This is a genomic window from Micromonospora profundi, from assembly GCF_011927785.1.
Taxonomy (GTDB): domain Bacteria; phylum Actinomycetota; class Actinomycetes; order Mycobacteriales; family Micromonosporaceae; genus Micromonospora; species Micromonospora profundi.
On record NZ_JAATJK010000001.1, the window covers coordinates 692,303 to 714,926 of the forward strand.

23 protein-coding genes and 1 tRNA gene are annotated in these 22,624 nt (G+C 70.4%); 12 read left to right on the forward strand and 12 right to left on the reverse strand.

What is annotated here, in order from left to right:
- Positions 1–3: 3 nt before the first annotated feature.
- Together F4558_RS03255 and F4558_RS03260 are read right to left on the reverse strand one after the other, a co-directional pair.
- Positions 4–702, reverse strand: coding sequence for a response regulator (locus F4558_RS03255; protein WP_053653167.1), 699 nt, complete (start codon positions 700–702; stop codon positions 4–6).
- A complete protein-coding gene (locus F4558_RS03260; protein ID WP_167943135.1) occupies positions 699–1,898 on the reverse strand; it encodes a sensor histidine kinase in 1,200 nt (399 codons plus the stop codon). The genes F4558_RS03255 and F4558_RS03260 overlap by 4 nt, the downstream gene beginning before the upstream one ends.
- A gap of 199 nt (positions 1,899–2,097) precedes the next feature.
- Here F4558_RS03260 and F4558_RS03265 point away from each other — a divergent pair, with 199 nt between their 5' ends.
- Both F4558_RS03265 and F4558_RS03270 read left to right on the forward strand, forming a co-directional pair.
- Positions 2,098–2,637, forward strand: coding sequence for a hypothetical protein (locus tag F4558_RS03265; protein ID WP_053653169.1), 540 nt, complete (start codon positions 2,098–2,100; stop codon positions 2,635–2,637).
- 102 nt (positions 2,638–2,739) lie between these two features.
- A complete protein-coding gene (locus F4558_RS03270) occupies positions 2,740–3,081 on the forward strand; it encodes a hypothetical protein (protein ID WP_082377293.1) in 342 nt (113 codons plus the stop codon).
- Positions 3,082–3,152: 71 nt separating this feature from the next.
- Here the strand turns inward: F4558_RS03270 and F4558_RS03275 are convergent, their stop codons facing one another.
- On the reverse strand, positions 3,153–3,803 hold the full coding sequence (locus F4558_RS03275) for a hypothetical protein (protein ID WP_167943136.1): 651 nt from the start codon (positions 3,801–3,803) through the stop codon (positions 3,153–3,155).
- Between the two features lie 220 nt (positions 3,804–4,023).
- Between F4558_RS03275 and F4558_RS03280 the strand changes: the two genes are divergently transcribed.
- Positions 4,024–4,668, forward strand: a complete 645-nt coding sequence (locus F4558_RS03280) for a copper resistance CopC family protein (protein ID WP_053653171.1) — start codon at positions 4,024–4,026, stop codon at positions 4,666–4,668.
- Positions 4,669–4,868: 200 nt separating this feature from the next.
- On the opposite strand, the gene gltX is transcribed toward F4558_RS03280, so the two are convergent.
- The 3 genes from gltX to F4558_RS03295 all read right to left on the reverse strand — a co-directional run bounded on the left by gltX (position 4,869) and on the right by F4558_RS03295 (position 8,989).
- Positions 4,869–6,278, reverse strand: a complete 1,410-nt coding sequence (gene gltX, locus F4558_RS03285; RefSeq protein ID WP_082377294.1) for a glutamate--tRNA ligase — start codon at positions 6,276–6,278, stop codon at positions 4,869–4,871.
- A gap of 87 nt (positions 6,279–6,365) precedes the next feature.
- Positions 6,366–7,643 (reverse strand): MFS transporter, encoded by a 1,278-nt coding sequence (locus F4558_RS03290; RefSeq protein WP_053653173.1) that lies wholly within the window; start codon positions 7,641–7,643, stop codon positions 6,366–6,368.
- The gene (locus F4558_RS03295) at positions 7,640–8,989 is read right to left on the reverse strand and encodes a GH1 family beta-glucosidase (RefSeq protein ID WP_167943138.1); all 1,350 of its coding nucleotides are present in this window, start codon (positions 8,987–8,989) and stop codon (positions 7,640–7,642) included. Before F4558_RS03295 ends, F4558_RS03290 begins: the two co-directional genes overlap by 4 nt.
- A 190-nt stretch (positions 8,990–9,179) precedes the next feature.
- On the opposite strand from F4558_RS03295, the gene F4558_RS03300 reads away from it, so the two are divergent.
- Complete coding sequence (locus F4558_RS03300) at positions 9,180–9,626, forward strand: SRPBCC family protein (RefSeq protein ID WP_053653175.1); 447 nt, start codon at positions 9,180–9,182, stop codon at positions 9,624–9,626.
- A gap of 185 nt (positions 9,627–9,811) precedes the next feature.
- On the opposite strand, the gene aceE is transcribed toward F4558_RS03300, so the two are convergent.
- A complete protein-coding gene (aceE, locus tag F4558_RS03305) occupies positions 9,812–12,550 on the reverse strand; it encodes a pyruvate dehydrogenase (acetyl-transferring), homodimeric type (protein WP_167943139.1) in 2,739 nt (912 codons plus the stop codon).
- A gap of 175 nt (positions 12,551–12,725) precedes the next feature.
- On the opposite strand from aceE, the gene F4558_RS03310 reads away from it, so the two are divergent.
- The 6 genes from F4558_RS03310 to F4558_RS03335 all read left to right on the forward strand — a co-directional run bounded on the left by F4558_RS03310 (position 12,726) and on the right by F4558_RS03335 (position 17,616).
- Positions 12,726–13,115, forward strand: coding sequence for a hypothetical protein (locus F4558_RS03310; protein WP_167942847.1), 390 nt, complete (start codon positions 12,726–12,728; stop codon positions 13,113–13,115).
- A gap of 26 nt (positions 13,116–13,141) precedes the next feature.
- Positions 13,142–13,546 (forward strand): secondary thiamine-phosphate synthase enzyme YjbQ, encoded by a 405-nt coding sequence (locus F4558_RS03315; RefSeq protein WP_209273163.1) that lies wholly within the window; start codon positions 13,142–13,144, stop codon positions 13,544–13,546.
- 262 nt (positions 13,547–13,808) lie between these two features.
- Entirely contained in the window at positions 13,809–16,367 is a 2,559-nt protein-coding gene (locus tag F4558_RS03320; RefSeq protein ID WP_167943142.1) for a thiamine pyrophosphate-dependent enzyme, read from the forward strand.
- Between the two features lie 112 nt (positions 16,368–16,479).
- Positions 16,480–16,917: a DUF3052 domain-containing protein gene (locus F4558_RS03325; RefSeq protein WP_167943144.1), complete on the forward strand. Its 438-nt coding sequence runs from the start codon at positions 16,480–16,482 to the stop codon at positions 16,915–16,917.
- An 80-nt stretch (positions 16,918–16,997) separates the two neighbouring features.
- Positions 16,998–17,462: a peroxiredoxin gene (locus F4558_RS03330; RefSeq protein ID WP_167943145.1), complete on the forward strand. Its 465-nt coding sequence runs from the start codon at positions 16,998–17,000 to the stop codon at positions 17,460–17,462.
- A gap of 79 nt (positions 17,463–17,541) precedes the next feature.
- A tRNA-Val gene (locus F4558_RS03335) sits at positions 17,542–17,616 on the forward strand.
- Between the two features lie 203 nt (positions 17,617–17,819).
- Here the strand turns inward: F4558_RS03335 and F4558_RS03340 are convergent.
- Entirely contained in the window at positions 17,820–18,803 is a 984-nt protein-coding gene (locus tag F4558_RS03340; RefSeq protein WP_245241258.1) for an aldo/keto reductase, read from the reverse strand.
- Between the two features lie 237 nt (positions 18,804–19,040).
- On the opposite strand from F4558_RS03340, the gene F4558_RS03345 reads away from it, so the two are divergent.
- Both F4558_RS03345 and F4558_RS03350 read left to right on the forward strand, forming a co-directional pair.
- On the forward strand, positions 19,041–19,592 hold the full coding sequence (locus tag F4558_RS03345) for a CbrC family protein (RefSeq protein WP_167943146.1): 552 nt from the start codon (positions 19,041–19,043) through the stop codon (positions 19,590–19,592).
- A gap of 160 nt (positions 19,593–19,752) precedes the next feature.
- On the forward strand, positions 19,753–19,890 hold the full coding sequence (locus F4558_RS03350) for a hypothetical protein (protein ID WP_167943147.1): 138 nt from the start codon (positions 19,753–19,755) through the stop codon (positions 19,888–19,890).
- A gap of 225 nt (positions 19,891–20,115) precedes the next feature.
- Here the strand turns inward: F4558_RS03350 and F4558_RS03355 are convergent, their stop codons facing one another.
- The 4 genes from F4558_RS03355 to F4558_RS03370 all read right to left on the reverse strand — a co-directional run bounded on the left by F4558_RS03355 (position 20,116) and on the right by F4558_RS03370 (position 22,356).
- Positions 20,116–20,712, reverse strand: coding sequence for an SMI1/KNR4 family protein (locus F4558_RS03355; RefSeq protein ID WP_167943148.1), 597 nt, complete (start codon positions 20,710–20,712; stop codon positions 20,116–20,118).
- 339 nt (positions 20,713–21,051) lie between these two features.
- Positions 21,052–21,516, reverse strand: coding sequence for a hypothetical protein (locus F4558_RS03360; RefSeq protein WP_167943149.1), 465 nt, complete (start codon positions 21,514–21,516; stop codon positions 21,052–21,054).
- Positions 21,517–21,601: 85 nt separating this feature from the next.
- A complete protein-coding gene (locus F4558_RS03365) occupies positions 21,602–21,832 on the reverse strand; it encodes a hypothetical protein (protein WP_167943150.1) in 231 nt (76 codons plus the stop codon).
- Positions 21,833–21,960: 128 nt separating this feature from the next.
- A complete protein-coding gene (locus tag F4558_RS03370; RefSeq protein WP_167943151.1) occupies positions 21,961–22,356 on the reverse strand; it encodes a hypothetical protein in 396 nt (131 codons plus the stop codon).
- Between the last annotated feature and the right edge of the window lie 268 nt (positions 22,357–22,624).

The following is a 22,624-nucleotide window of genomic DNA, read 5'->3' on the forward strand; positions in this document are numbered from 1 at the left end:
GGTTCAGGGCTGCGGGGGAGTAGGCAGGCCCAACTCCTGGGCCAGGATCGCTGCCTGCACCCGGCTGCGCAGGTCCAGTTTCGCCAGGATCCGGCTCACATGCGTCTTGGCGGTGCTCTCCGCAAGCGCCAGCCGGTCGGCGATCTGCTGGTTGGACAGCCCCAGCCCGAGGCAGGCAAGCACGTCGCGCTCCCGCGGGGTCAGCGTGTCCAGCGCGGCCCGGCCGCCCGCCGATGCCGCCGGCGCGGTGGCCGCGAAGGCGGTGATCAACCGTCGGGTCACCGCAGGGGCGATGAACCCGTCGCCCCGCGCGACGGTGCGCACCGCCGCGATCAGCCCGGCGGCGTCGGTGTCCTTCAGCAGGAAACCTGCCGCACCGGCGCGCAGCGCGCCGAAGACGTACTCGTCGAGGTCGAAGGTGGTGAGCACCAGCACGTCGGCGAGCCCGTCGGCGACGATGGTCCGGGTCGCGGCGATCCCGTCGAGGCGGGGCATCCGGATGTCCAGCACCGCCACGTCGGGGTGCAGTTCGCGGCACAGGCGAACCGCCTCGTCGCCGTCGCCCGCCTCGCCCACCACCTCGATGCCCGGCGAGCCGGCCAGGATCAGGGCCAGCCCCGCGCGTACCGCCGGTTGGTCGTCGGCGAGCACCACCCGCACCGGCGGTGCCGCGTCGCCCGGGTCGCGCGCCGGCCCGGTCATCCGCCCACCCCGGTGGGCAGGGCGGCCCGGACCTGCCAGTGGCCGTCGTGCGGTCCGGCGGCGAACTGGCCGGCAAGCAGCGTGGCCCGCTCCCGCATTCCGATCAACCCGGCCCCGGCGCCCTCAAGGTCCGTCCCGCCCGGGCGCACCGGGTTCTCCACGGTCAGCACCACCTCCGCCGGCCGGTACGCGATTGTCAGCTCCGCCTCGCCCGTGCCGTGCTTGAGCGCGTTGGTGAGCGACTCCTGCACGATCCGGTACGCGGCGAGATCCACCCCGACGGGCAGCGGGCCGGGCGTGCCGTCGGTGCGCACCCGCACGGCGAGGCCGGCGGCCCGGATCCGGTCCACCAACCCGTCCGCCTCGGCCAGGCGCGCGGTGACCGCATCCGGCAGGGCCGGGTCGCCACCCGCCGAGGGCTGCCCACCGCTGGGTTCGGGCTCGCGCAGCACGTCGATCATCTGCCGCATCTCCGCCAGTCCCTGCACGCTGCTCTCCCGGATCACCCGCAACGCCGACTCGACCTGGGCGCGATCCAACCCCGGCACGGACAACGCGGCGGTGGCGTGGATGGCCACCGCGCTGAGGTGGTTGGCGACGACGTCGTGCAACTCCCGGGCCATCCGGGCGCGCTCGGCGCTCACCGCCTGCCGACGGTCCAGCTCGACCAACCGGGCGGTCTGCTCGGCGCGCGCCCGCTCGGCGGCGGCCTGGTCGCGGTACTGCCGCACGCTGATTCCGGTCAGCACCGGCAGCAACCCGGCGAGCACCACAGGCACCCCGACGGCGACGCCGCGCCACTGCCCGAACCCGACCACACCGACCACCGCGCCGAGCAGGCTCAGCCCGACGGTCACCCGCAGCAACCACCGCCACAGGCGCGGCGGGCCGTACACGCAGGCGTCGTAGAGCACCTGGGTGTAGATCAGGATCGTCCCCAGCGAGGAGCCGAGCGCGGTGTCCACGACCAGCGCCCCGGTGCCGACGGCCAGGCTCGCGCGCGGGGCGACGCGGCGCAGGCCCACGGCCACGCAGACCGCCAGCAGCGGCGGCAGGAACAGCACCTGCGGCACGTCCGGGTGCGGACGGACCTGCGGTTGCCAACCGAGGCCGTACAGGATCAGGCCGCCGGCCAGCGACGCGCCCGCCAGCATCAGATCCCGGCCGGGGGTGCCGGAGCCGAGCCACCGTCGCATGCCCCGATCCCACCACAACCGTCGGCCATCCGGTTCCGACCGGGGGAGGACCTCGCCACCCGCGACATGCGCCGAAAGGGGTACGCCGAGCGCTCACGGGCGGACGAGTCCGTCGAAGGGAGGACACGATGTCGTCTCTCGTGCCGAGGTCAACGCCCTCTTGATCAGCGACGCTGGGTGGCGACGAAGGGAAGTCGACATGCTGGTCGCCTTGATCATCGGCTGTGAGATCGCGTTCTGGGTGGTGCTCGCCGCCGGACTGGTGGCCCGCTATCCGCTGCGCCGGCCGCGGCTCGGAGCGGCGCTGCTGATCTGCGTACCGCTTGTGGACCTGGTGCTCCTCGTCGCGTCGGTGATCGACCTGCGGCGAGGCGCGACCGCGAGCGTCGGCCACGGCCTCGCCGCCGTCTACCTCGGCTTCTCGGTGGCCTTCGGCCACTCGGTGGTGCGTTGGGCGGACCAGCGCTTCGCCCACCGGTTCGCCGGTGGCCCGCCGCCGGTCCGGCCGCCCCGCCACGGCTGGGCCCGTACCCGCTACGAGTGGCGGGAGTGGGGCAAGGCACTGCTGGGCTGGGCCGTCGCGTGCGGTCTGCTCGCCGCTGCGATCCTCTGGGTGAACGATGCGGAAAGAACCCGTGAACTGGGCGGCTGGATCCGCGGCCTCACCGTCGCGATCGTGGTCTGGCTGGTGGCCTTCCCGGTGTGGGAGACCCTCTTCCCGCGCCGTCCGAAGCACTGACCCCCGGGTACGCGTGCACGAGCCGTCGGCCCCGGCCAGTACGGTGACAGGGCACGGTCGGGGGGAGCACCCGCGTGTGAGTGCGAGCGTGAGGAGACCGGGATGGCGCACGGGGAGGCCGAGCACGGCTGCGCCCAGGGCGAGCCCTGCCGGCCGGGTCACCACGACCACCAGGTGGCAGGCAAACCCCGTCGGCCGGTCGGTGGGTTGCCGGCGCACCCCGCACACCCAGCGGAGCCGACAGGTTGCCGCCCTGCCGAGTGGGCCGACGACGTACCGGTGCCGCGCCAGCGGGCCGGTGAGCAGGCGCTGCCCGCCGAGCCCGACGACGACGCGGGCTGCCGCAGCGGCCTACCCGGCTGGGCGGGGGCCCACCGGCACGGGCCGGTCCGGCCACGTCAGCGGGCCACCCGACGGGAGCGCCCACCGCGCCGCTGGTGCTGACGACGCGGCCGTGCTGACCACTTGGCTGTGCTGACGACGCGGCCGTGCTGACCAGGCGGCCGTGAGGCCGGTCAGCGGGTGCGGCGACGGATGAGCAGGGCGATGCCGGCCAGGCCGACCGTGATGGTCAACATCACCGCGACGTTGAGCAGCAGCAGCCGCTGCAACTCGCCCAAGGCCTCGTCGATGTCCCTGGCGGGGTCGAGGGCCTCCTCCGGGAGCACCCGCTCGCCGCCACCCACGCCGCCGCTGACCGTATCGAACTGCCGCTCCAGCGGCACTCCGGCGGTGCGCAGCGTCTCGGACATACTGAGCCGGCCGAGGAACCAGCCGGCGCTGGTCTTGCGGCCGTCCGGCTGCTTGGCCGGCCGGTAGACGCGCGGCCCGCCCACAGCCTTGGGATAGAGGTCGTACGTCTGCTTCGGGGTGTCCCCGGCGAGCACCACGACCGTGTACTTCGGCCCGAGATTGGCAGCCTTCGGCCCGTTCGGCTGGCCGATGCGGCCGAGGAAGTTGACCTGGTCGATGACCGCCACCACGTGTGCGTGCTGGGTGTCCGAGCGCAGCCGCAGCGGCTCGGACAGCCCTTCGCCGGTGACGTCCACCCCGGGGGGCGGCGACTTCGGCGCTGCGGTGGCCGGGCCGGTGGTGCCGAGCGTCAGCAGTGCCGCGGCCAGCGTTCCCGCCAGCACGGCGAGTGCCCGCCTCATCTGTCGGACCATCCCGCCTCCTCGCCCCGTTCGATGGATGGCTTCGTCGTGACGTCCGGATCGGTCGGCCGATGATGCCACCGGCCGTGCGGTCGGGCCCACTCTCACAGACTCCGCAGAACGTCGATGAATTGCAGCTTGTGGAACAGTAATTGGAACTATTTGCGATCTCTGCTCGACTAAATGATGAGCCGTTGATCAGCGGGCGGATCGTACCCTTAGGGAGGGGTTCATGGGGGGCAGGGTTACACGTGTTGCGTGGGTCGTGCCAGTGGTGCTCGGCGTGGCGTTCGGTGTGTCGTTGCTGGCCCCGGCACCGGCCGCCGCGCACAACTCGTTGACAGGCAGCGACCCGCGCGACGGGGCCCGAGTGGCGACCGCGCCGGCCCGGATCGAACTGCGGTTCCTGGCCCGACCCGCTCCGGCTACGACGAAGATCACAATAACCGGTCCGGACAATGTGGTCGCTGGGGGGCAGCCCGTCTTTGACGGCAGCAAGGTGCGAGTGCCGTTCACACCGGGTGCCGCCGGGCTCTACATCGTCGGCTACCAGGTGGCCTCCAACGACGGCCATCCGGTGAAGGGCGAGGTGCGGTTCACCCTCACCACCGGCACGGCCGCCCAGCCACCGTCGCCGGTTGCCAGTCCGGATGCCGCGGCGGCCGGTACCACCGTCGCGTCACCGCTGCCGTCGGCATCGCCGACCGCCGTCGCGACCGATGGAACGGCTGCCGCTTCGGGCACGCCCGTGCCTGCCGCACAGGAGAGCAACAACCCGGACGGGCGGAACTGGTGGCTGTGGACGGTCGCTGCGGTTGTGGTGCTGGGGTCTCTCGTGGCGGGACTCCTGTGGCGCCGACGCGCCGCGCGCCGCTGACCACGTGGGCTCGCCCGGCCCGGCCTTGACCAGCCGGGCGACCCCACCTCGCGTCCTTTGCACTGCTTCAACGGACGCAACAAAAATGCCTGCTCGGTGGTGCGTGGAGTGAAGCAGAGCAAGGACGCGCGGGGTTAGGGGGACGGACCCAGGCCGGAGCGGGTGACGCCGACCGGGTGAGGCCCTCGGACCAGAGGCCGTCAGACGAGGCGGAGCCGGGCGGCGCGCATCCGGGTCAGGGTGCGCTCCCGACCGAGCACCTCCAGTGACTCGAACAGCGGCAGGCCCACGGTGCGGCCGGTGACAGCGACCCGGACGGGTGCCTGTGTCTTGCCGAGCTTGAGGCCACGCTCGGCGCCGACGGCCTCCAACGTCGACTTCAACGAGTCGGCGTCCCAGGACTCCAGCGCCTCGAACGCGGCGACGGCGGCGTCCAGCAGGTCGGCGGAGCCGTCCTTCATGGTCTTGGCCCAGGCCGCCTCGTCGATGAGCGGCGAGGCCAGGAAGAGGAAGTCGACGTTCGGCACGATCTCGCTGAGCACAGCGATCCGGGTCTGGGCCAGCGGGGCGACGGCGGCGAACGCGGCGGCGTCGTACTCCTCGGGCTGCCACGGCGGCGGCGCGATCGTCCCCGTGCCGGTCAGCCACGGCTGGCAGGCGTCGATGAACTCGTCCACCGGCAGCGCCCGAATGTACTCGCCGTTGAACGCGCGCAGCTTCTTCTCGTCGAAGAATGCTGGGGAGGGGTTGACCTCGTCCAGCCGGAACTCGTCCTCGATGACGGACCAGGGCACGATCTCCCGGTCGCCCGAGGGCGCCCAGCCGAGCAGCATCAGATAGTTGCGCATGGCGCTGGCGAGGTAGCCCTCCTCGCGGTACGCCTCAAGGGCCACCTTGTCGCGGCGCTTGGACAGCTTCTGCCGCTTCTCGTTGACCACCACCGGCACGTGCGCCCAGACCGGCGGCTTGACGCCGAGAGCTTCCCAGAGCAACTGCTGCTTGGGCGTGTTGGGCAGGTGCTCCTCGGCCCGGATCACGTGGGTGATGCCCATTGTCATGTCGTCGACGACGTTGGCCAGCAGGAAGACCGGAGACCCGTCGCCCCGGGCGATCACGAAGTCCTCGATGAGTTTGTTCTCGAAGGTGGGCTCGCCGCGGATCAGGTCCACCACCACTGTCGCGCCCTCGTCCGGCGTACGGAAGCGCAGCGCCCGACCCTCACCCGGGGCGAGGCCCAGGTCACGGTGGTAGCCGTCGTAGCCCTGGAACTTCGAGCCGGTGCGGGCCTGCACGTCCTCGCGGGTGCAGTCGCAGTAGTAGGCGCGGCCGGACTCGTAGAGCCGGGCGGCGGCGGCGCGGTGCTCGCCGGCGTTCGTCGACTGGAAGTACGGCCCCTCGTAGCTGTCCCGGGAGATGCCGATCCACTCCAGCGCGGTGAGGATGCCCTCGGTCCACTCGGGCTTGTTGCGCGCCGCGTCGGTGTCCTCGATGCGGAGCACGAACACGCCGCCCTGCTGCTTGGCGAAGATCCAGTTCTGCAGGGCCGAGCGGGCACCGCCGACGTGGAACATACCGGTCGGGGAGGGGGCGAAGCGCACACGTACCGTCACGTCCCCCAGCCTACGGCGACGGACAACCGAGTAAGGAAGGGCCCCTTCTTATCGCCTGGTGTTGTACAGGGGGCCCTTCCTAACAGCTCAGGGGACCGAGCGGATCTTGACCACCAGCGCGCTGCCGATCAGGGTGACCACGGCGGTGACCGCGTAGAGCGTGGGGTAGCCGCCCAGGTAGACCACGAGCGGGGCGGAGAGCGCGGGCCCGAGCACCTGTGGCGCCGAGTTGGCGATGTTGATGACGCCGAGGTCCTTGGCCCGGTCGGTGGCCCGGGGCAGCACCTGCGTGATCAGCGCGGCGTCCACCGAGAGGTAGACGCCGTATCCGGCGCCGAGCAGCAGGGCGGCGACGATCGCCATCGGCCAGATCGGCGCGACCGCGAGCAGCAGCGCCGCCACCGCCATGATTAGCCCAGAGGCGATCACGTAGATCTTGCGCCGACCGGAACGGTCCGACAGCCGGCCGGCCACCACAGCGGTCAGCATCATGCCGAGCGTGTAGAGCAGGATCAGCATCAGCAGCCCGCCCTCGGGGTCGGGGTGGCGCACGCCGTCGGTGAGGAAGTACAGCAGGTAGAGGGTGCCCAGCGCGTTGCCGAGCTGGACCAGGAACCGGGTTATCCACGCCCAGGCGAAGTCCGGGTGCTGGCGCGGGCTGACCCACATCGAGGCGAGCAGCGCCCGCATCCGCAGCGCGGGCCGGTGCGTACGCGGCAGTGGCTCGTCGGGTGTGAGCAGCGCGAACGGCAGCGACAGCAGCAGGATGGCCACGGCGATGGCCAGGTAGCCGGCGGCGTTGCCGGTGACCAGGGCGGTGACCAGCACCGCGCCGAGCACCAGCCCGAGCGCCTGCGGGATGCCCACCCAGCCGGACACGCCGCCGCGTTGCGTCACAGGCACCCGGTCCGGGATGGCTGCGGTGAGGCTTGCCAGCATCGCGTTGAAGCAGACCTGCGCGGCGACCCAGCCGAGCGCGACCCCGAGGATGGTCCGCTGCTGGGCCAGCAGCACCAGGGCCGCCGCGCCGAGCACCGCCCCGCCAGCGGTCCAGACGTGCCGGCGGCCGAACTCCCGCCCGGCGATCCGCAGGCAGGTCCGGTCCGACAGCGCCCCCGCGAGGGGGTTGGCGAGTACCGCGGCCAGCGCACCGAGGCCGGTGACCACGGCCAGCATGTTCTCCTTGTTGCCGGGCGCGATCTGCTCGATCTGCTGAGGCAGCAGCACCTGGATGGGGGTGAAGAACGCCATCCACACCCCGAGGTTCGCCGCGAAGATCAACCCGATCCACCCGCGCCGCACCGGCGTGGTCGGCTCGGCGAGCGCCGCCGGCAGCGACGCCGGTGTCGGGTCGACGGTGGTCACCGCGCCGACCCCTCCCGGCTGGCCGCGATCACGTCCCGCAACCAGGTGTACGACGACTTCGGCGTACGCGTCTGGGTGGCGTAGTCGACGTGCACCAGGCCGAAGCGCTTGGTGAACCCCTCGGCCCACTCCCAGTTGTCAAGCAGTGACCAGACGAAGTACCCGCGCACGTCCACCCCGTCGTCGAGGGCGGCCCGGACGGCACTCAGGTGCCCGTCGAGGTACGCGATCCGCTCCGGGTCGACCACGCGCCCGTCCGCGTCGGGTACGTCGTCGTACGCGCAGCCGCTCTCGGTGATCTCGATGGGCGGCAGCGCGTCGCCGTAGGTGTCGCGCAGCCAGCCGAGCAACTCGTGCAGCCCGTCGGGTGCCACCGGCCAGTCGAAGGCGGTACGCGGGTAGCCGTCCAGCGGGACGAGGTCGAACGGCAGGGGCGAGCCCTCCTCCGCAGCCCGTACACCTGTGGGGTTGTAGTAGTTGACCCCCAGTACGTCGATCGGGGCGGCGATGGTGTCGAGGTCGCCCGGGTGGATGAGGTCGAGGTCGAAGCCGGGTAGGTCCGGGTAGCCCCGGCCGAGCAGTGGGTCGGTGAAGAGGCGGTTGTGCAGCGCCTCGTACGCGGCTCCGGCGGCGCGGTCGGCGTCGGTGTCGCCGAGCACCCGCACCGGCGAGTAGTTGTTGGCGATCGCCACCGGGCTGGTGCTCCGGCTGCGCAGCGCGGCGACGGCGAGTCCGTGCCCGAGCAGTTGGTGGTGGGCGACGGGAAAGGCGTCGAAGAGCAGCGTTCGGCCGGGGGCGTGCTCGCCCGTGCCGTAGCCGAGGCTCATGTGGATGAACGGCTCGTTGAGGGTGATCCAGAGTCGGACGCGGTCGCCGAGGCGGGCGGCGGTCTTCTCGGCGTAGTCGGCGAACCGGGCGGCGGTGTCGCGCTGCAGCCAACCGCCGGCGTCCTCAAGGGGTTGGGGCAGGTCCCAGTGGTAGAGGGTGGCGACCGGGTCGATGCCGGCGGTCAGCAGTTCGTCGACCAGCCGGTCGTAGAAGTCCAGGCCGGCGGGGTTGACCGTGCCGGTGCCGGTGGGCTGCACCCGGGGCCAGGCGATCGAGAACCGGTACGCGGAGACGCCCAGCCCGGTCAGCAGCGCGACGTCCTCGGCGTACCGGTGGTAGTGGTCGCAGGTCACCTCGGCGGTGCTGCCGTCGCCGATCCGGCCGGGGGTCTGCGCGAAGGTGTCCCAGATGGACGGTCCGCGACCGTCGGCGGCGGTGGCGCCCTCGATCTGGTGCGCCGAGGTGGAGACACCCCAGCGGAAGCCGGTGGGGAACTGGGGCATCGGTGCTGTCGACATGCGCGCCCTCCCGGTCAACGTGAAACGTGCTCGGGACTTTAGGGCGCTGTCGATGAATGCGCCATAGGCCGGCCTGGCGCAATCCGCAATGGTTGATCGGCGTGTCTTTTTCCGAACCCGTCCAGGTAAGTCCGATTTAACGCATAGAGTGCCGATATCGTGGGATGTCCTCACCGGAGGAAAGACGGAAATGATCCTCGTGGAACGCAGTGCGCACGTGGCGGCGCCGATGGAAGTGGTCTGGGACGTCGTACAGCGGGCCGAGCAGTTGCCGGCCTGGCTGGCGGGAGTCCGCGCGGCCGAAGTGCTCTCCGGAGAGGGCTTCGGCCGGCGGCAACTGGTCCAGGCGGGGCGCGGTTCGGCGCATGAGGCCGAGGTGATCGCCTATCAGGAGCCGACGTTGATCGGCTGGCGGGAGCGGGCCAAGGGCGCCGGTGCTCGTGCGGAGGCGCGCACCGAAATCTACGTCCAGCTCACCGCGGACGAGGAGGAGGGCGGGACCATCGTGCGGCTCATCGTGGTCCGCTGGCCGGCCGGCCCGGTCAAGGCGGCCCTGCTGCGCCTTGGCCTGCGCCGGGTGGGCGCCGACCTGGAGGAGTCGCTGGCCCGGCTCACCGACCTGGCCGCAGTCGGCTGACCGCTTCACCTCCTGGCGTCACCCGCCCCCGGCGGTGGCCCCGGGTCCCCGCCAGGGACTCCGGACCGCCGTCGCCCCACCTCACCCGCCGTCCGCCCGGTCGATCGGGGAGTACGGGGCGAGGGTGCGGGTGCACCAAAAAGGGCCCGGCGCGGGTGCGCCGGGCCCTTCTCGTCACCGCTGGATCAGCTGTCCCCGCCGGTCTCCCCGACCGGGGCGGCGTTGACGTCGTCGATCGCGTACTTCTTGGCGGCCTCGGCCGGCACCGTGGCCGGCACCGCGCCACTGCGGGCGAGCTGCCGCAGCGTGGCGACCACGATCGACTCCGCGTCGACGTGGAAGTGTCGGCGCAGCGCGTGCCGGGTGTCCGACATGCCGAACCCGTCGGTGCCGAGCGACGTGTAGTCGCCGGGTACCCAGCGGGAGATCAGGTCCGGTACGGCCCGCATCCAGTCGCTCACCGCGACCTTCGGCCCCTCGGCGTCGGCAAGCTTCTGCGCGATGTACGGGACCTTCGCCTCCGCACCCGGGTTGAGCAGGTTGTACTCCTCGACCTGCACCGCGTCGCGGCGCAGCTCCGTCCAGGAGGTCACCGACCACACCTCGGCAGCCACCCCCCAGTCCTGGGCGAGCAGCTGCTGGGCCTTGAGCGCCCACTGCATGCCAGTGCCGGAGGCGAGCACGTTGGCCTTCGGGCCGTCCACCTGCGGTGCCGGGGAGTAGCGGTAGATGCCCTTGAGCAGGCCCTCCACGTCCACGTCGGCCGGCTCGGCCGGCTGAAGGGTCGGCTCGTTGTAGACCGTCAGGTAGTAGAAGACGTTCTCCTGCGCGTCCCCGTACATCCGGTGCAGGCCGCTCTCCAGGATGTGCGCGATCTCGTACGCGAATGCCGGGTCGTACGCGACCACCGCCGGGTTGGTGGCGGCCAGCAGCAGCGAGTGCCCGTCCTCGTGCTGGAGACCCTCACCGTTGAGCGTCGTCCGCCCCGCGGTCGCGCCCAGCAGGAAGCCCCGCGCCATCTGGTCGGCCGCGGCCCACAGCCCGTCGGCGGTCCGCTGGAACCCGAACATCGAGTAGAAGATGTACATCGGGATCATCGGCTCGTCGTGGGTGGCGTACGCCGAGCCCGCGGCGGTGAACGAGGCGACCGAACCGGCCTCGTTGATCCCCTCGTGCAGGATCTGCCCGGTCGTCGACTCCTTGTACGACAGGAACAGCTCCCGGTCGACAGAGGTGTAGCGCTGACCGTGCGGCGAGTAGATCTTCGCGGTCGGGAAGATCGAGTCGAGGCCGAAGGTGCGCGCCTCGTCCGGGATGATCGGCACCCAGCGCTTGCCGAACTCCTTGTCCTTCATCACGTCCTTGAGCAGACGGACGAAGGCCTGCGTGGTGGCCACCTTCTGCTTGCCCGAGCCCCGCTTGATGTCGGCGAACCGCTCCGGCCCGGGGATGGCCAGCCGCTTGGTGCTGGTCCGCCGGGACGGCAGGTAACCGCCGAGCTGCTCGCGCCGCTCCTTGAGGTACGCCAGTTCCTCGGACTTCTCACCCGGGTGGTAGTACGGCGGCAGGTAGGGGTTCTCCTCCAGCGCCGAGTCCGGGATGTCCAGGTAGAGCCGGTCGCGGAAGGTCTTCAGATCCTCAAGCGTCAGCTTCTTCATCTGGTGGGTCGCGTTGCGGCCCTCGAAGTGCGAGCCGAGCGTCCAGCCCTTGATCGTCTTCGCCAGGATGACTGTCGGCTGGCCGGTGTGCTCGGTGGCCGCCTTGTAGGCCGCGTAGAGCTTCCGGTAGTCGTGCCCACCCCGCTTGAGGTTCCAGATCTCGTCGTCGCTCAGCGGCTCGACCATCTTGCGGGTCCGCGAGTCGCGGCCGAAGAAGTGCTCCCGCACGTACGCGCCGGACTCCGCCTTGTAGGTCTGGTAGTCACCGTCGGTCGTGGTGTTCATGAGGTTGACAAGCGCGCCGTCGGTGTCGGCGGCGAGCAGCGGGTCCCACTCGCGACCCCAGACGACCTTGATCACGTTCCAGCCGGCACCCCGGAAGAACGACTCCAGCTCCTGCATGACCTTGCCGTTGCCCCGGACCGGGCCGTCCAGCCGCTGCAGGTTGCAGTTGATCACGAAGGTGAGGTTGTCCAGCTCCTCGCGGGCCGCCACACCGATCGCGCCGAGCGTCTCCGGCTCGTCCATCTCGCCGTCGCCGAGGAACGCCCACACGTGCTGCTGGGACGTGTCCTTGATGCCGCGGTGCTGCAGGTACCTGTTGAACCGGGCCTGATAGATCGCGTTCAGACCGCCGAGACCCATCGAAACGGTGGGGAACTCCCAGAAGTCCGGCATGAGCCGCGGGTGCGGGTACGACGGCAGGCCGCCGCCCGGGTGCGACAGCTCCTGGCGGAACCCGTCGAGCTGGTGCTCGCTGAGGCGGCCCTCCAGGAACGCCCGCGCGTACATGCCGGGGGAGGCGTGACCCTGGTAGAAGATCTGGTCGCCGCCGCCGGGGTGGTTCTTGCCCCGGAAGAAGTGGTTGAAGCCCACCTCGTAGAGCGACGCCGAACTGGCGAACGTGGAGATGTGCCCGCCGACGCCGATCTCCGGGCGCTGCGCCCGGTGCACAAGCATCGCGGCGTTCCACCGGACGTACGCCCGGATCCGTCGCTCGACGTGCTCGTCACCCGGGAACCACGGCTCGCGCTCCGGGGTGATGGTGTTGATGTAGTCGGTGGTGGTCAGGGGCGGAACCCCGACCTGGCGCTCCCGAGCCCGCTCCAGCAGGCGCAGCATGACGTAGCGAGCGCGTTTGGCGCCGCGATCGTCGATGACACCATCAAGCGACTCGACCCATTCGCTTGTCTCTTCAGGGTCGATGTCCGGAAGCTGGCTCGGTAGGCCGTCGCTGATCACCGGGCGCTTGCGTTCCGTAGCCACAGGCGGTCCCTCGGTTGTGTGTGGGATAGGTCTCTAGCGCCATCCTGCCCCCTGGTGGCACCCCTCGTCACGTCTAGGTGCCCCGGACGCGATGCTGAACACAGGTACCCATCGGTAACTTAGTGCGACGGTCGCCCGAACCCTTCTCTTGTCCCGCACCACTACCGTGCCGGGCATGGACAGGCGACGGGTGGCGGTGGGTGTCCTTCTCCTGGGGGCCGGCGTCCTCGCGGTGCTTCCCGCCGCGCGGGTGCTGTTGACAGGTGACCTCGCGCCGCTGCCGATAATGATCATCGGCGGCGGCGCCATTGTCTTCGGCGCGGTACGTCTGCGCGCCGGCCTGCGGGCTCCGGCACCACGCCGCCCGGTGCGCCCAGGGCAGGGCGGCCGGCACGCGGACACCAGCATCCCGTGGACGTACTACGGCGGATCAGACAGTGGTGGCTGGTCCGGCGGCGGAGACTCGGGCGGTGGCTGGTCCGGCGGCGGAGACTCCGGGGGTGGCTGGTCCGGCGGCTCGTCCGGTGGTGACGGCGGCGGTGGTGGCGGTGGTGGCGGTTCCTGAGCGCGTACTGCGGCAGAATGCGGCGTATGCGCAGTGACGTGATCACCGTCCAGACCGGGTCGCGGCCGACCGTCCGGGACATCACCGCCGAGGCACAGGCGTTCGTCTCCAGCGAAGGCGACGGGCTGCTGCACGTGTTCGTGCCACACGCCACCGCCGGCCTGGCCATCATCGAGACCGGCGCCGGCTCAGACGACGACCTGCTCACCGCGATCGACGCCCTGCTGCCCACCGACGGCCGCTGGCGACACCGGCACGGCTCGCCCGGCCACGGACGCGACCACGTGCTGCCGGCGTTCATCCCGCCGTACGCGACGGTCCCGGTGCTCGACGGCCGGTTGACGCTGGGCACCTGGCAGTCGATCTGCCTCGTCGACAGCAACGGTGACAACCCCACCCGCCAGGTCCGCTTCTCGTTCCTCCCCGGCTGACGCTCGCGCGGCGCGGATCTTGATCCGGCGCGATCGCCCGCCGCCGGGCAGCGTCGTTCGCCGCCGGTGCGGCACCGCTGCCGGGTGATCGAGGTGATGTCTGACTCCCGACTCGTGGCCGGGCTGGCCGGCCAGGAGCTGTCCATCCCTGCCTGACCTGGCGTGGAAGGTGTCCGACAGTGGCTGCCTACAGCCGTGCGAACCGGCGCCAGTCGACCCGTGCCTGTCGTGTCCCAGTGGGCGACGATGGCCCGCGTCGGTAATGCTGTGCGACGTGACCACCCCGCAAGATCTCGACGACCGCTTCCGGGAGACGCTGGCGGCACTTCCCGCCGCGCAACGCCGGCGTGATGCCGCCGACCCGGTCACCGACGACGCCCCACTGACCGGCGCGCAACTGCTCGACCTGTTCGACGCGCAGGTCACCAGCAGGCAGCTCGACCTTGCCGGTCGTTGGCTACGCAGCTTCGGAGAGGGCTTCTACACGATCGGTTCGGCTGGGCACGAGGGCAACGCCGCGGTCGCCGCCGCGCTACGCCCCACCGACCCGGCGTTGCTGCACTACCGCTCCGGGGCTTTCTACTGCGTGCGCGCCGCCCAGGCCGCCGCCGACGCACCACCGACGTCCACCGTCGAGCCAGGCTCCACCGTAGAGGCGACCTCTGCTGCCGGGCCCGACTCCGCTGCCAGGCCCACCTCCACCGTCGCGCCTGCCTCCAGCACGGATCTGCGGTCCAGTACCGAGCCGCCGTCCGGCGCCGCGCCGTCGACCGCTGGGGAGCCGACGGCCGGCGCGGAATCGGCCGAGGCCGCCGAGGGGGAGCCGGCGGGATCCACGCCGCCCGGTGGCTTCGAGGCGTACGCGGAGGCGGCCCGGGACGTACTGCGGGGGATGGTCGCCTCCAGCCAGGAGCCGATCGCCGGCGGGCGGCACAAGGTGTTCGGCCGGGCCGACCTGGCCATCGTGCCGACCACGTCCACCATCGCCTCGCACCTGCCCCGGGCGGTCGGGATGGGGCTGGCCGTGGAGCGACTGCGCCGAATGGACAGTGCGGGTCGGCGTACCGGGGCGGGGGCGCAGGTGGGCGGTGCCGAGAACGCGCCGTGGCCGCCGGACGCCATCGTTGTCTGTTCTTTTGGTGACGCGTCGGTCAACCACGCCAGTGCCACCGCCGCCTTCAACACAGCCGGCTGGTACGACCACGCGGGGCTGCGCATCCCGGTGCTCTTCGTCTGCGAGGACAACGGGCTGGGCATCAGCGTCCGCTCCCCGAAGGGCTGGGTGGAGGCGACGCTGCGGTCCAAGCCGGGCATCCGCTACTTCAGCGCCGACGGCGCAGATCCGGTGGGTACGTACGCGGCGGCGGCCGAGGCGGCAGCCTGGGTACGCCGACACCGGCGACCGGCAGTGCTGCACCTGCACACCGTCCGGCTGATGGGGCACGCAGGGGCGGACGCCGAATCGGCGTACCGAAGCCCGGCCGAGCTCGCCGACGACGTGGCCCGGGATCCGGTGGCCGCCACCGCCCGGCTGCTCGTCGAGGCGGGCGTGGCGACGGGCGATGAGCTGTTGGCCCGGTACGACGAGACCGGCTGGCAGATCCGCCGGCTCGCCGAGGACGTGTTGGGTGAGCCGAAGCTGGCCTCCGCAGCCGAGGTGGTGTCGGCGCTGGCGCCGCGCCGCCCGGTGCGGGTGGCACGGGCGGTGGCCGACGCGGCCGCGCGGGCCAGCGGGCCCGGCGCGGGTGCCCGCGCGGAGGCGTTCGGGGGCAAGCCGCCGGAGCTGGCCGGGCCGCTGACCCTGGCGCAGAGCATCAACGCGGCGCTCGCCGACGGGATGCTCGACCACCCGCGGATGGCCGTCTTCGGTGAGGACGTGGCCGCCAAGGGTGGCGTGTACGGGGTGACGAAGGGTCTGCGCGACCGCTTCGGAGCGGCACGGGTCTTCGACACCCTGCTCGACGAGACGTCAGTGCTCGGGCTCGGGCTGGGCGCCGGGCTGGCCGGGATGCTGCCGGTGCCGGAGATCCAGTACCTGGCGTACCTGCACAACGCCGAGGACCAGCTGCGCGGCGAGGCCGCCACCATGCAGTTCTTCTCGCAGGGGGCGTTCCGCAACCCGATGGTGGTCCGGGTGGCGGGGCTGGCGTACCAGGAGGGGTTCGGCGGGCACTTCCACAACGACAACTCGGTGTCCGTACTCCGGGATGTGCCCGGTCTGGTGATCGCGGTGCCGGCGCGGCCGGACGATGCCGCGCCCATGCTGCGGACCTGCCTGGCAAGTGCGGCCGTGGACGGCAGCGTCTGCGTCTTCCTGGAGCCGATCGCGCTCTACCACACCCGCGACCTGTACGCCGATGGCGACGGGGAGTGGCTGGCCGGCTATCCCGAGCCGGGCTCGTGGGTGACGGGGCACGTGCCGATCGGCCGGGCGCGGGTCTACCAGGTCGGTTCGGCCGACGACCTCACGATCATCACCTTCGGAAACGGGGTACGGATGTCGCTGCGAGCGGCGGCCGCCCTCGCCGAGGAGGGGGTGGGTACGAGGGTCGTGGACCTGCGGTGGCTTGCTCCGCTGCCGGTGGCCGACATCATCAGGGAGTCCTCGGCGACCGGCCGCGTGCTCGTGGTGGACGAGACACGCCGATCCGGTGGGGTCGGCGAAGGTGTGATCGCCGCGCTTGTCGACGCCGGATATGTCGGTGCGGCGCGTCGAGTAGCCGGAGTTGACTCGTTTGTACCATTAGGTCCGGCAGCACGCCAGGTTCTGGTCTCCGCGGAAGCCATTACCGAGGGTGCCCGTACGCTGCTGGCACGGTAAATTCCGATCCACCCGGTGTGCCACTTGCGCGGGGACGCACAACTGTGTGGACTTTGCCAGACGGCGTCGGCACGACGCCGCGAGCAGGAACAAGAAGAGGAGGCACGCGACAGTGAGCGCGACCGCTGGTCAGGCCGCCGACGGGGTACGCAGCCTGGCGGACCGGTTCGGCATCGAACCGGGGATGGTCGTCATGGAGATGGGGTACGACGTCGACGTCGACCAGGATCTCCGGGACGCCCTGACCGACCGCTGTGGAGACCTGGTCGACGAGGACACCGACGAGGTGGTCGACGCGGTGCTGGTGTGGTACCGCGACGGCGACGGTGACCTCTTCGAGCTTCTCGTCGACGCCCTTGGCCCGCTGGCCGACAACGGTGTCGTGTGGCTGCTGACCCCGAAGGCGGGGCGCGAGGGTCACGTCGAGCCGAGTGAGGTCGCGGAGTCCGCGCCCACCGCCGGCCTTCAGCAGACCTCGACCGTCAACGCCGGCCGGGACTGGAGCGGCGCCCGCCTGGTGCTGCGCCGGGGGGCCAAGGCCAAGAAGTAGCCCAACCGGCTCCCCGCACCCGGCGGTCGACACCGCCGGGTGTGGCAGGCTGGCGTCATCGAGCAACACGAGGAGTCCTCATGCCCATCCAGGTCGGCGCCGAGGCGCCGGACTTCCTCCTGAAGGACCAGAACAACCAGGAGGTCCGCCTCTCGGCCTTCCGAGGGCGTCGCACCGTGCTGCTGGTCTTCTACCCGCTCGCCTTCACCGGCGTCTGCCAGGGCGAGCTGAGCGAAGTGCGAGACAACCTCGACGAGTACGTCAACGACGCCGTCCAGGTCCTGACGATCAGCGTCGACTCGGTCTACAGCCACAAGATCTGGGCTGACCGGGAGGGCTACCAGTTCCCGATGCTCGCCGACTTCTGGCCACACGGTGCCGTCGCCCAGGCGTACGGGGTCTTCAACGACGTGGCCGGCGTCGCCAACCGGGGCACCTTCGTCATCGACAAGGCCGGCATCGTCCGCTTCGCCGAGATGAACAGCCCGGGGGAGGCCCGCGACCAAACCCGCTGGCGCAAGGCCATCGCGGAAGCCGCCGCCTGACCGGGGTACGCCGCGCGCCCCGAGCGGGCGGGAGCAGGTAAGCTTGCCAGCCACCGGCCCGCCACACACGGGGCGTTCCGGGCGCGTAGCTCAGTGGGAGAGCACTCGCCTTACAAGCGAGGGGTCGCAGGTTCGAAACCTGCCGCGCCCACCACCAACCACCAGCCAAAACCGCCCCGAGAAGATCATTCCCCGAGGCGACGACAGCAACGGTGACAGCAACGAGGTCTACGAGAGCCGTCCGTCGTGTGCTCCGCCAACAGAGGTGCGACACATGTCCGCCACCTGATGTGCGACAGGTGGTCTAGGAAACGTGGTGGCGATCCCCGGTCGCTTGCCCTGGCGGACCCAGGCTACTCACCATGCGTACGCCTGCGGGGCTTCGCCCGGCCCCGGCCAGATCTGATCCAGCCGTTGCATGACCTCGTCGTCTAAGTGCACGGACAGCGCGCCGAGGTCGGCCCGCAACTCGTCGATCGTCATCGCTCCGACGATGGTCGTGGACACGACCGGGTTGCGCAGCAGCCACGCCACCGCTACAGCCTCCGGCTTCGCGCCAACCTCCCGGCACAGCCCCTCATAAGCTTCGAGCTGGTCGCGGTAGCCCTCGATGCGGTCGTCGGAGACGCGTCCCGCCGTGGCGGCTTCCAGCGCGCCGGCGAGCAGGCCAGCGTGCAGCGGGCTGTACGGGATCAGGCCGACGCCGAGGTGGCGCAGCGCGGGGATCAGCTCCTGCTCGACGGCGCGCACGGCGAGGTTGTACAGGCTCTGCTCCGAGGTCAGGCCCAGGAAGTGCCGTGCCGAGGCGGCGCACTGGGCGAGGGCGACGTCCCAGCCGGCGAAGTTGCTGCTTCCGACGTAGCTGACCTTGCCCTCGCGGACCAGCTGTTCCATCGCCTGCCAGATCTCCTCCCACGGCGTGGCCCGGTCGACGTGGTGCATCTGGTACAGGTCGATGTGATCGGTCCGCAGCCGCCGCAGGCTCGCCTCGCACGCGCGGCGGATGTGGTAGGCGGACAGCCGGCGGTCGTTCGGGCCGAGCCCCATGGGCTGGTAGACCTTCGTCGCCAAGACGATGTCATCGCGGCGTCCGCTGCGCTGCAACCACCGGCCGACGATCTGCTCCGAGACGCCGTACCCCTGCTTCATGTCGGGCGACTGCGGCCCGCCGTAGACGTCGGCGGTGTCGAAGAAGGTGATGCCCGCGTCGATCGCGGCGTCCATGACGGCGAAGCTGCTGGGCTCGTCCACGAGGTATCCGAAGTTCATGGTCCCGAGGCCAATCCGGCTGACCAGGAGACCCGAGCGCCCCAGGTGCCCGTACGTCATCTCGTCGCTCATGCCGCGAGCGTACGTGTCGCTTGTGCGGCGAGGGAGGCTCTGCCGGGGCACCGCAACGGCGTCCGCGACCTGGGCCGGATCAGTGCGGCCGATCCGACCGATTGGCCGAGCACGCCGCTGTCGCAAATCACCTGTCGGACGTGTGTCGCACATCAGTCGACGGAGGACAGCGGGCTGCCGGCGATGTCGGATCTCAGGACCTGCGTGACACCGCTGGTGACGCCCTAGGATCGGCGGGTGCCGGCTGACGAGGAAGGTCTTCCGCAGTTCCCTTATCACCCGGATCCGGTGGGGACGGGTTCGGTCGTGGCCGCTGCGGTGGTGTGCGCGTGCTGCGGGCGGCGGCGGCCGTTCACGTATGTCGGCCCGGTCTATGCGGTGGAAGAGCTGGCCAGGGTGCTGTGCCCGTGGTGCATCGCGGACGGCCGGGCGGCGGCGATGTTCGACGCGCAGTTCACCGACGCGAGCTGGCGGGTTTCGGACGGTGTGCCTGCCGACGTGACCGAGTTGGTTCTCCGCCGCACGCCCGGCTTCGTGGGGTGGCAGCAGGAGCAGTGGTTGCACCATTGCCGAGACGCGGCGGAGTTCCATGGCCCGGTCGGGGCGAACGAGTTGGCTGCTTTTCCTGACGCGCTGGAGCGCCTTCGGCTAAAGGTGGCCGGGTCTGGTTGGTCGGCCGATGATAAGGACTGGTATCTGCAAGCGCTGAGCAAGGACGGCCCGGTCACCGCCTATCTCTTCCGCTGCCGGCACTGCGGCAGTCACCTCGCGTACTCCGACTCGACCTGACCGCCCGTTTTCTGGCGTGAAGGTTCCGGCTTACGGACCTTGAACCGGGCGATTGGTTTGACGGTGGTGCGGGGCACTTCGGTGAGGAGTTGGTCGCCGTCGTGGATGCGGAAGGTGGTGTCGTCGGCTTCGATGGTGAGGGGTTGCTCCGGTGTGGGCGATGCCGACGTGGATGCGTTGGCCGGCGATGACCAGGGGCTCCTCGGTAGCTGACGCGGCGTTCGACCCGTACCGGTTCCGGGTTCGGGGTGGGTGGTGGCCCGGCGGGTTGGCCGTCGTCGGCGAGGAGTTGGCGTAGATGGTCGACGGTCAGCCGGGACGGGACGGTCTTGAGCCGGACGCCGTCGATGAGCAGGTGGACAACGGTGGTATCGGCCCAGAGAGTGACCGGGAGCTCGGCCCGGGCAGGACTGAGCCAGAACTGCTGTCCGCAGACGGTGAGGTGAGGTTGCCCGAGGCGGGAACGACCCAGGTGACCTCCACGGCCAGGCCGACGTCGTCGCTGGTCGCCGATGGGCGACGATCATCGGAAGTGAGTTGCGCCGGCCAAGACAGCATCAAGCCAGCGCTCGTACCAGCCGAGGAAGTCAGCATCGTTGGTAAAGGTGGGTCCGGTCGGAGCGCCGCTATTGTCGGTCACGCGGCCGCGGGCCGGTCCGCTCACTACAAGGATGGCCAGGTCGCCGCAACCCTGATCACTGAGCGCCAGCGTGCCGGTATATGGCTCGTCATCATCACCCGGCGCAACATCGGACGGCCAATCCGAGTAGACCCGGCCGGGCTCAGCTGGGAAAGGCGTGGCCAGCGTGTTTGCGTTGGGCATGCCCCACAGGCTGGTGTCCCAGTCCTGAAGGGGGTGCAGGCCGTAGTACGGGCCTGCGCCTCCCCAACGGCCCGGCCCGCCGTGTCCGATCCTGGTGATGAACGCTCGATAGTCGTCCGGCAGCGAAACGCCGTACTCACGCTCGAATGCACTCACCTCGCTGTCGGTCAACGGCGGACCCAATTTGAAGCGGTGAGCCGACGCCCCAAACATCACCGGTTCACCCGGCCGCCTTGCTGCTGCAGCGAGTTTCGTCGCTACCCGGTCAAGGCGTGCCAACAGGTCGGGATCCACCATCACACGATCATTGTGACGCGAGGCTGTGGAACGTGGATGACCGCCAGGTCGCCCACGGCAGCCGCCGTGTCGGCAGACAGCAAACGCGAGCCGAGTCCGGCCTCTTCCGCCGCGACCCGCGCTCGGCATCTCGCAGATCACCTGGCGGGCGGCCGTCGCACATCAGTCGACGGAGGACAGTCGGCTGCCGGCGATGCCTGGTCTCGCATGATGGTTGACGAAACGGCGTCGCAGGACGCTTGACGCCGCGTCGTAAACGAATACTGGTGATCTGGTGTTGGCGTCGATGGTATGGCGCGCGGCGAAGCGTGCTTGGCTGGCGCGGCTCCGCGTGTCGTGTTAGGCGAGCCGGAGGACCTTTACGAGTTGAGAGAAGGTCGGGGCGACGGCCCGCCAGGAGCATTGCCTCGGGTCGGTCCAGAAGTCGCTGGCGACGACCCGAGGTTCGGCGGGGTCGGTGCGATAGTCGAGTGCCATCGCGACGTCATCACCGAGGATGCGGTTGACCGCGATGAGGACTGCCTTCTCCACGTCGAGCCAGGGCAGCTCGACGCTGGCGGTGGCGACGCTGCCCCGTGTTTGCCTGAACAGGTGTGAGGAGGGCGGGTCGTCGGCAAACATGGTGAGCGATCTGCTCTCGCGGCGCATCCCCTCGATGCTGGTGAGAAAGTCCAGCGGAGATCTGAACCAGGGCATGAGATCACGCAGAACGTCGTCACCTGGATGCCTCCAGCGGCCATCGTTGAGCAGTTCAGTCAGCAAGGCCGGCAGCACCAGGCCATTGACGTGCAGGCTGCTCTCCACGCGCTCTTTCCCGCTTCCTCGCATGGTGCCGGCGGACGCGCCGGCAGGCACGGTGTCGATGACGAGACTAGGCGTCGTGTCGAGGTCATCGCCGGGAGGTAGTTAGCTGGTGCTTGGTCTTGGTTCGGTTCAAGTCGGTGGTGCTGTCGGCGTCGTAGACGGTGACGTTGTGCTCGTCGAGGGCGACGATGACCAGCTTGCGGGCGTGGACCTTCCCGACTTGGACTTTCTGCGGCGACCTGAATGCTGCCGTTGAGGACGCGCCGGAGGCGTTCGGCCTCTCGGACGAGGACGACTGATCGGTCGAGGTTGGCATGCGAGCAGACCTTGAGCGTGAGCTTCACGCCAGCTGTGCCGGGCGATGGTGTGTACCAGCGGGACGCCCAACTCCATCAGCAGCGCAGCCACCGACATGAGGCGGCCAGGCTGCCGGCATGTCGGGTCTCAGGACGTGGGCGCTACGTCCGGCTGGAAGATTTCCAGTTGGCCAGGGTATGGCGTCGGTGGTCCTGGCGGAGGCAGGAGGTTCGCGGCTTCGGCGGTGAGGCGGTCGAGCGTGTCGAGGGGCATGGAGATGGCGAGGTGCCAGGTTTCGTCGTCTGGGCCGATCAGAGCTGTGAGGGTGCCGTCGTTGATCGACCAATGCACCGGCGTCCCGGCGGCGTCTTCGCCGAGCTGCACCGAGCGCCGCGCAGTCCAATTGATCTCGCGGACAGACCGCAGGCAAGCGAGCTCACTGAGGTGGATCCAGAAGTGGAACTCCCATGACGGTGGCCCCTGCAGCATCACCATCACGACAGCGGGGTCCTCACGGTTGTCGTCAATCACCACGTTGACCATCCGCGGATGGTCGCAGACTCGGGTCGGGTCGGTGGGGGAGCGACGGGCGACGTGTCGGCTCCGGTCTGCGGGCCTTGAACCGGGCTACCTGCTTGGTGGCGGTGCGGGTGGTTCCGAGCGGGTGGACCAGACGGTCTCCAGGGCGGCGAGAAGGTCGGTGAAGGTGGACTTCACAGTCCGCCAGGAGATCTGGGAGGGGTCCGTCCAGCCGTCGGATGCACTACCCGTGGATCGGCGGAGTCTGTGCAGTAGTCCAGGGCCGGGGCCG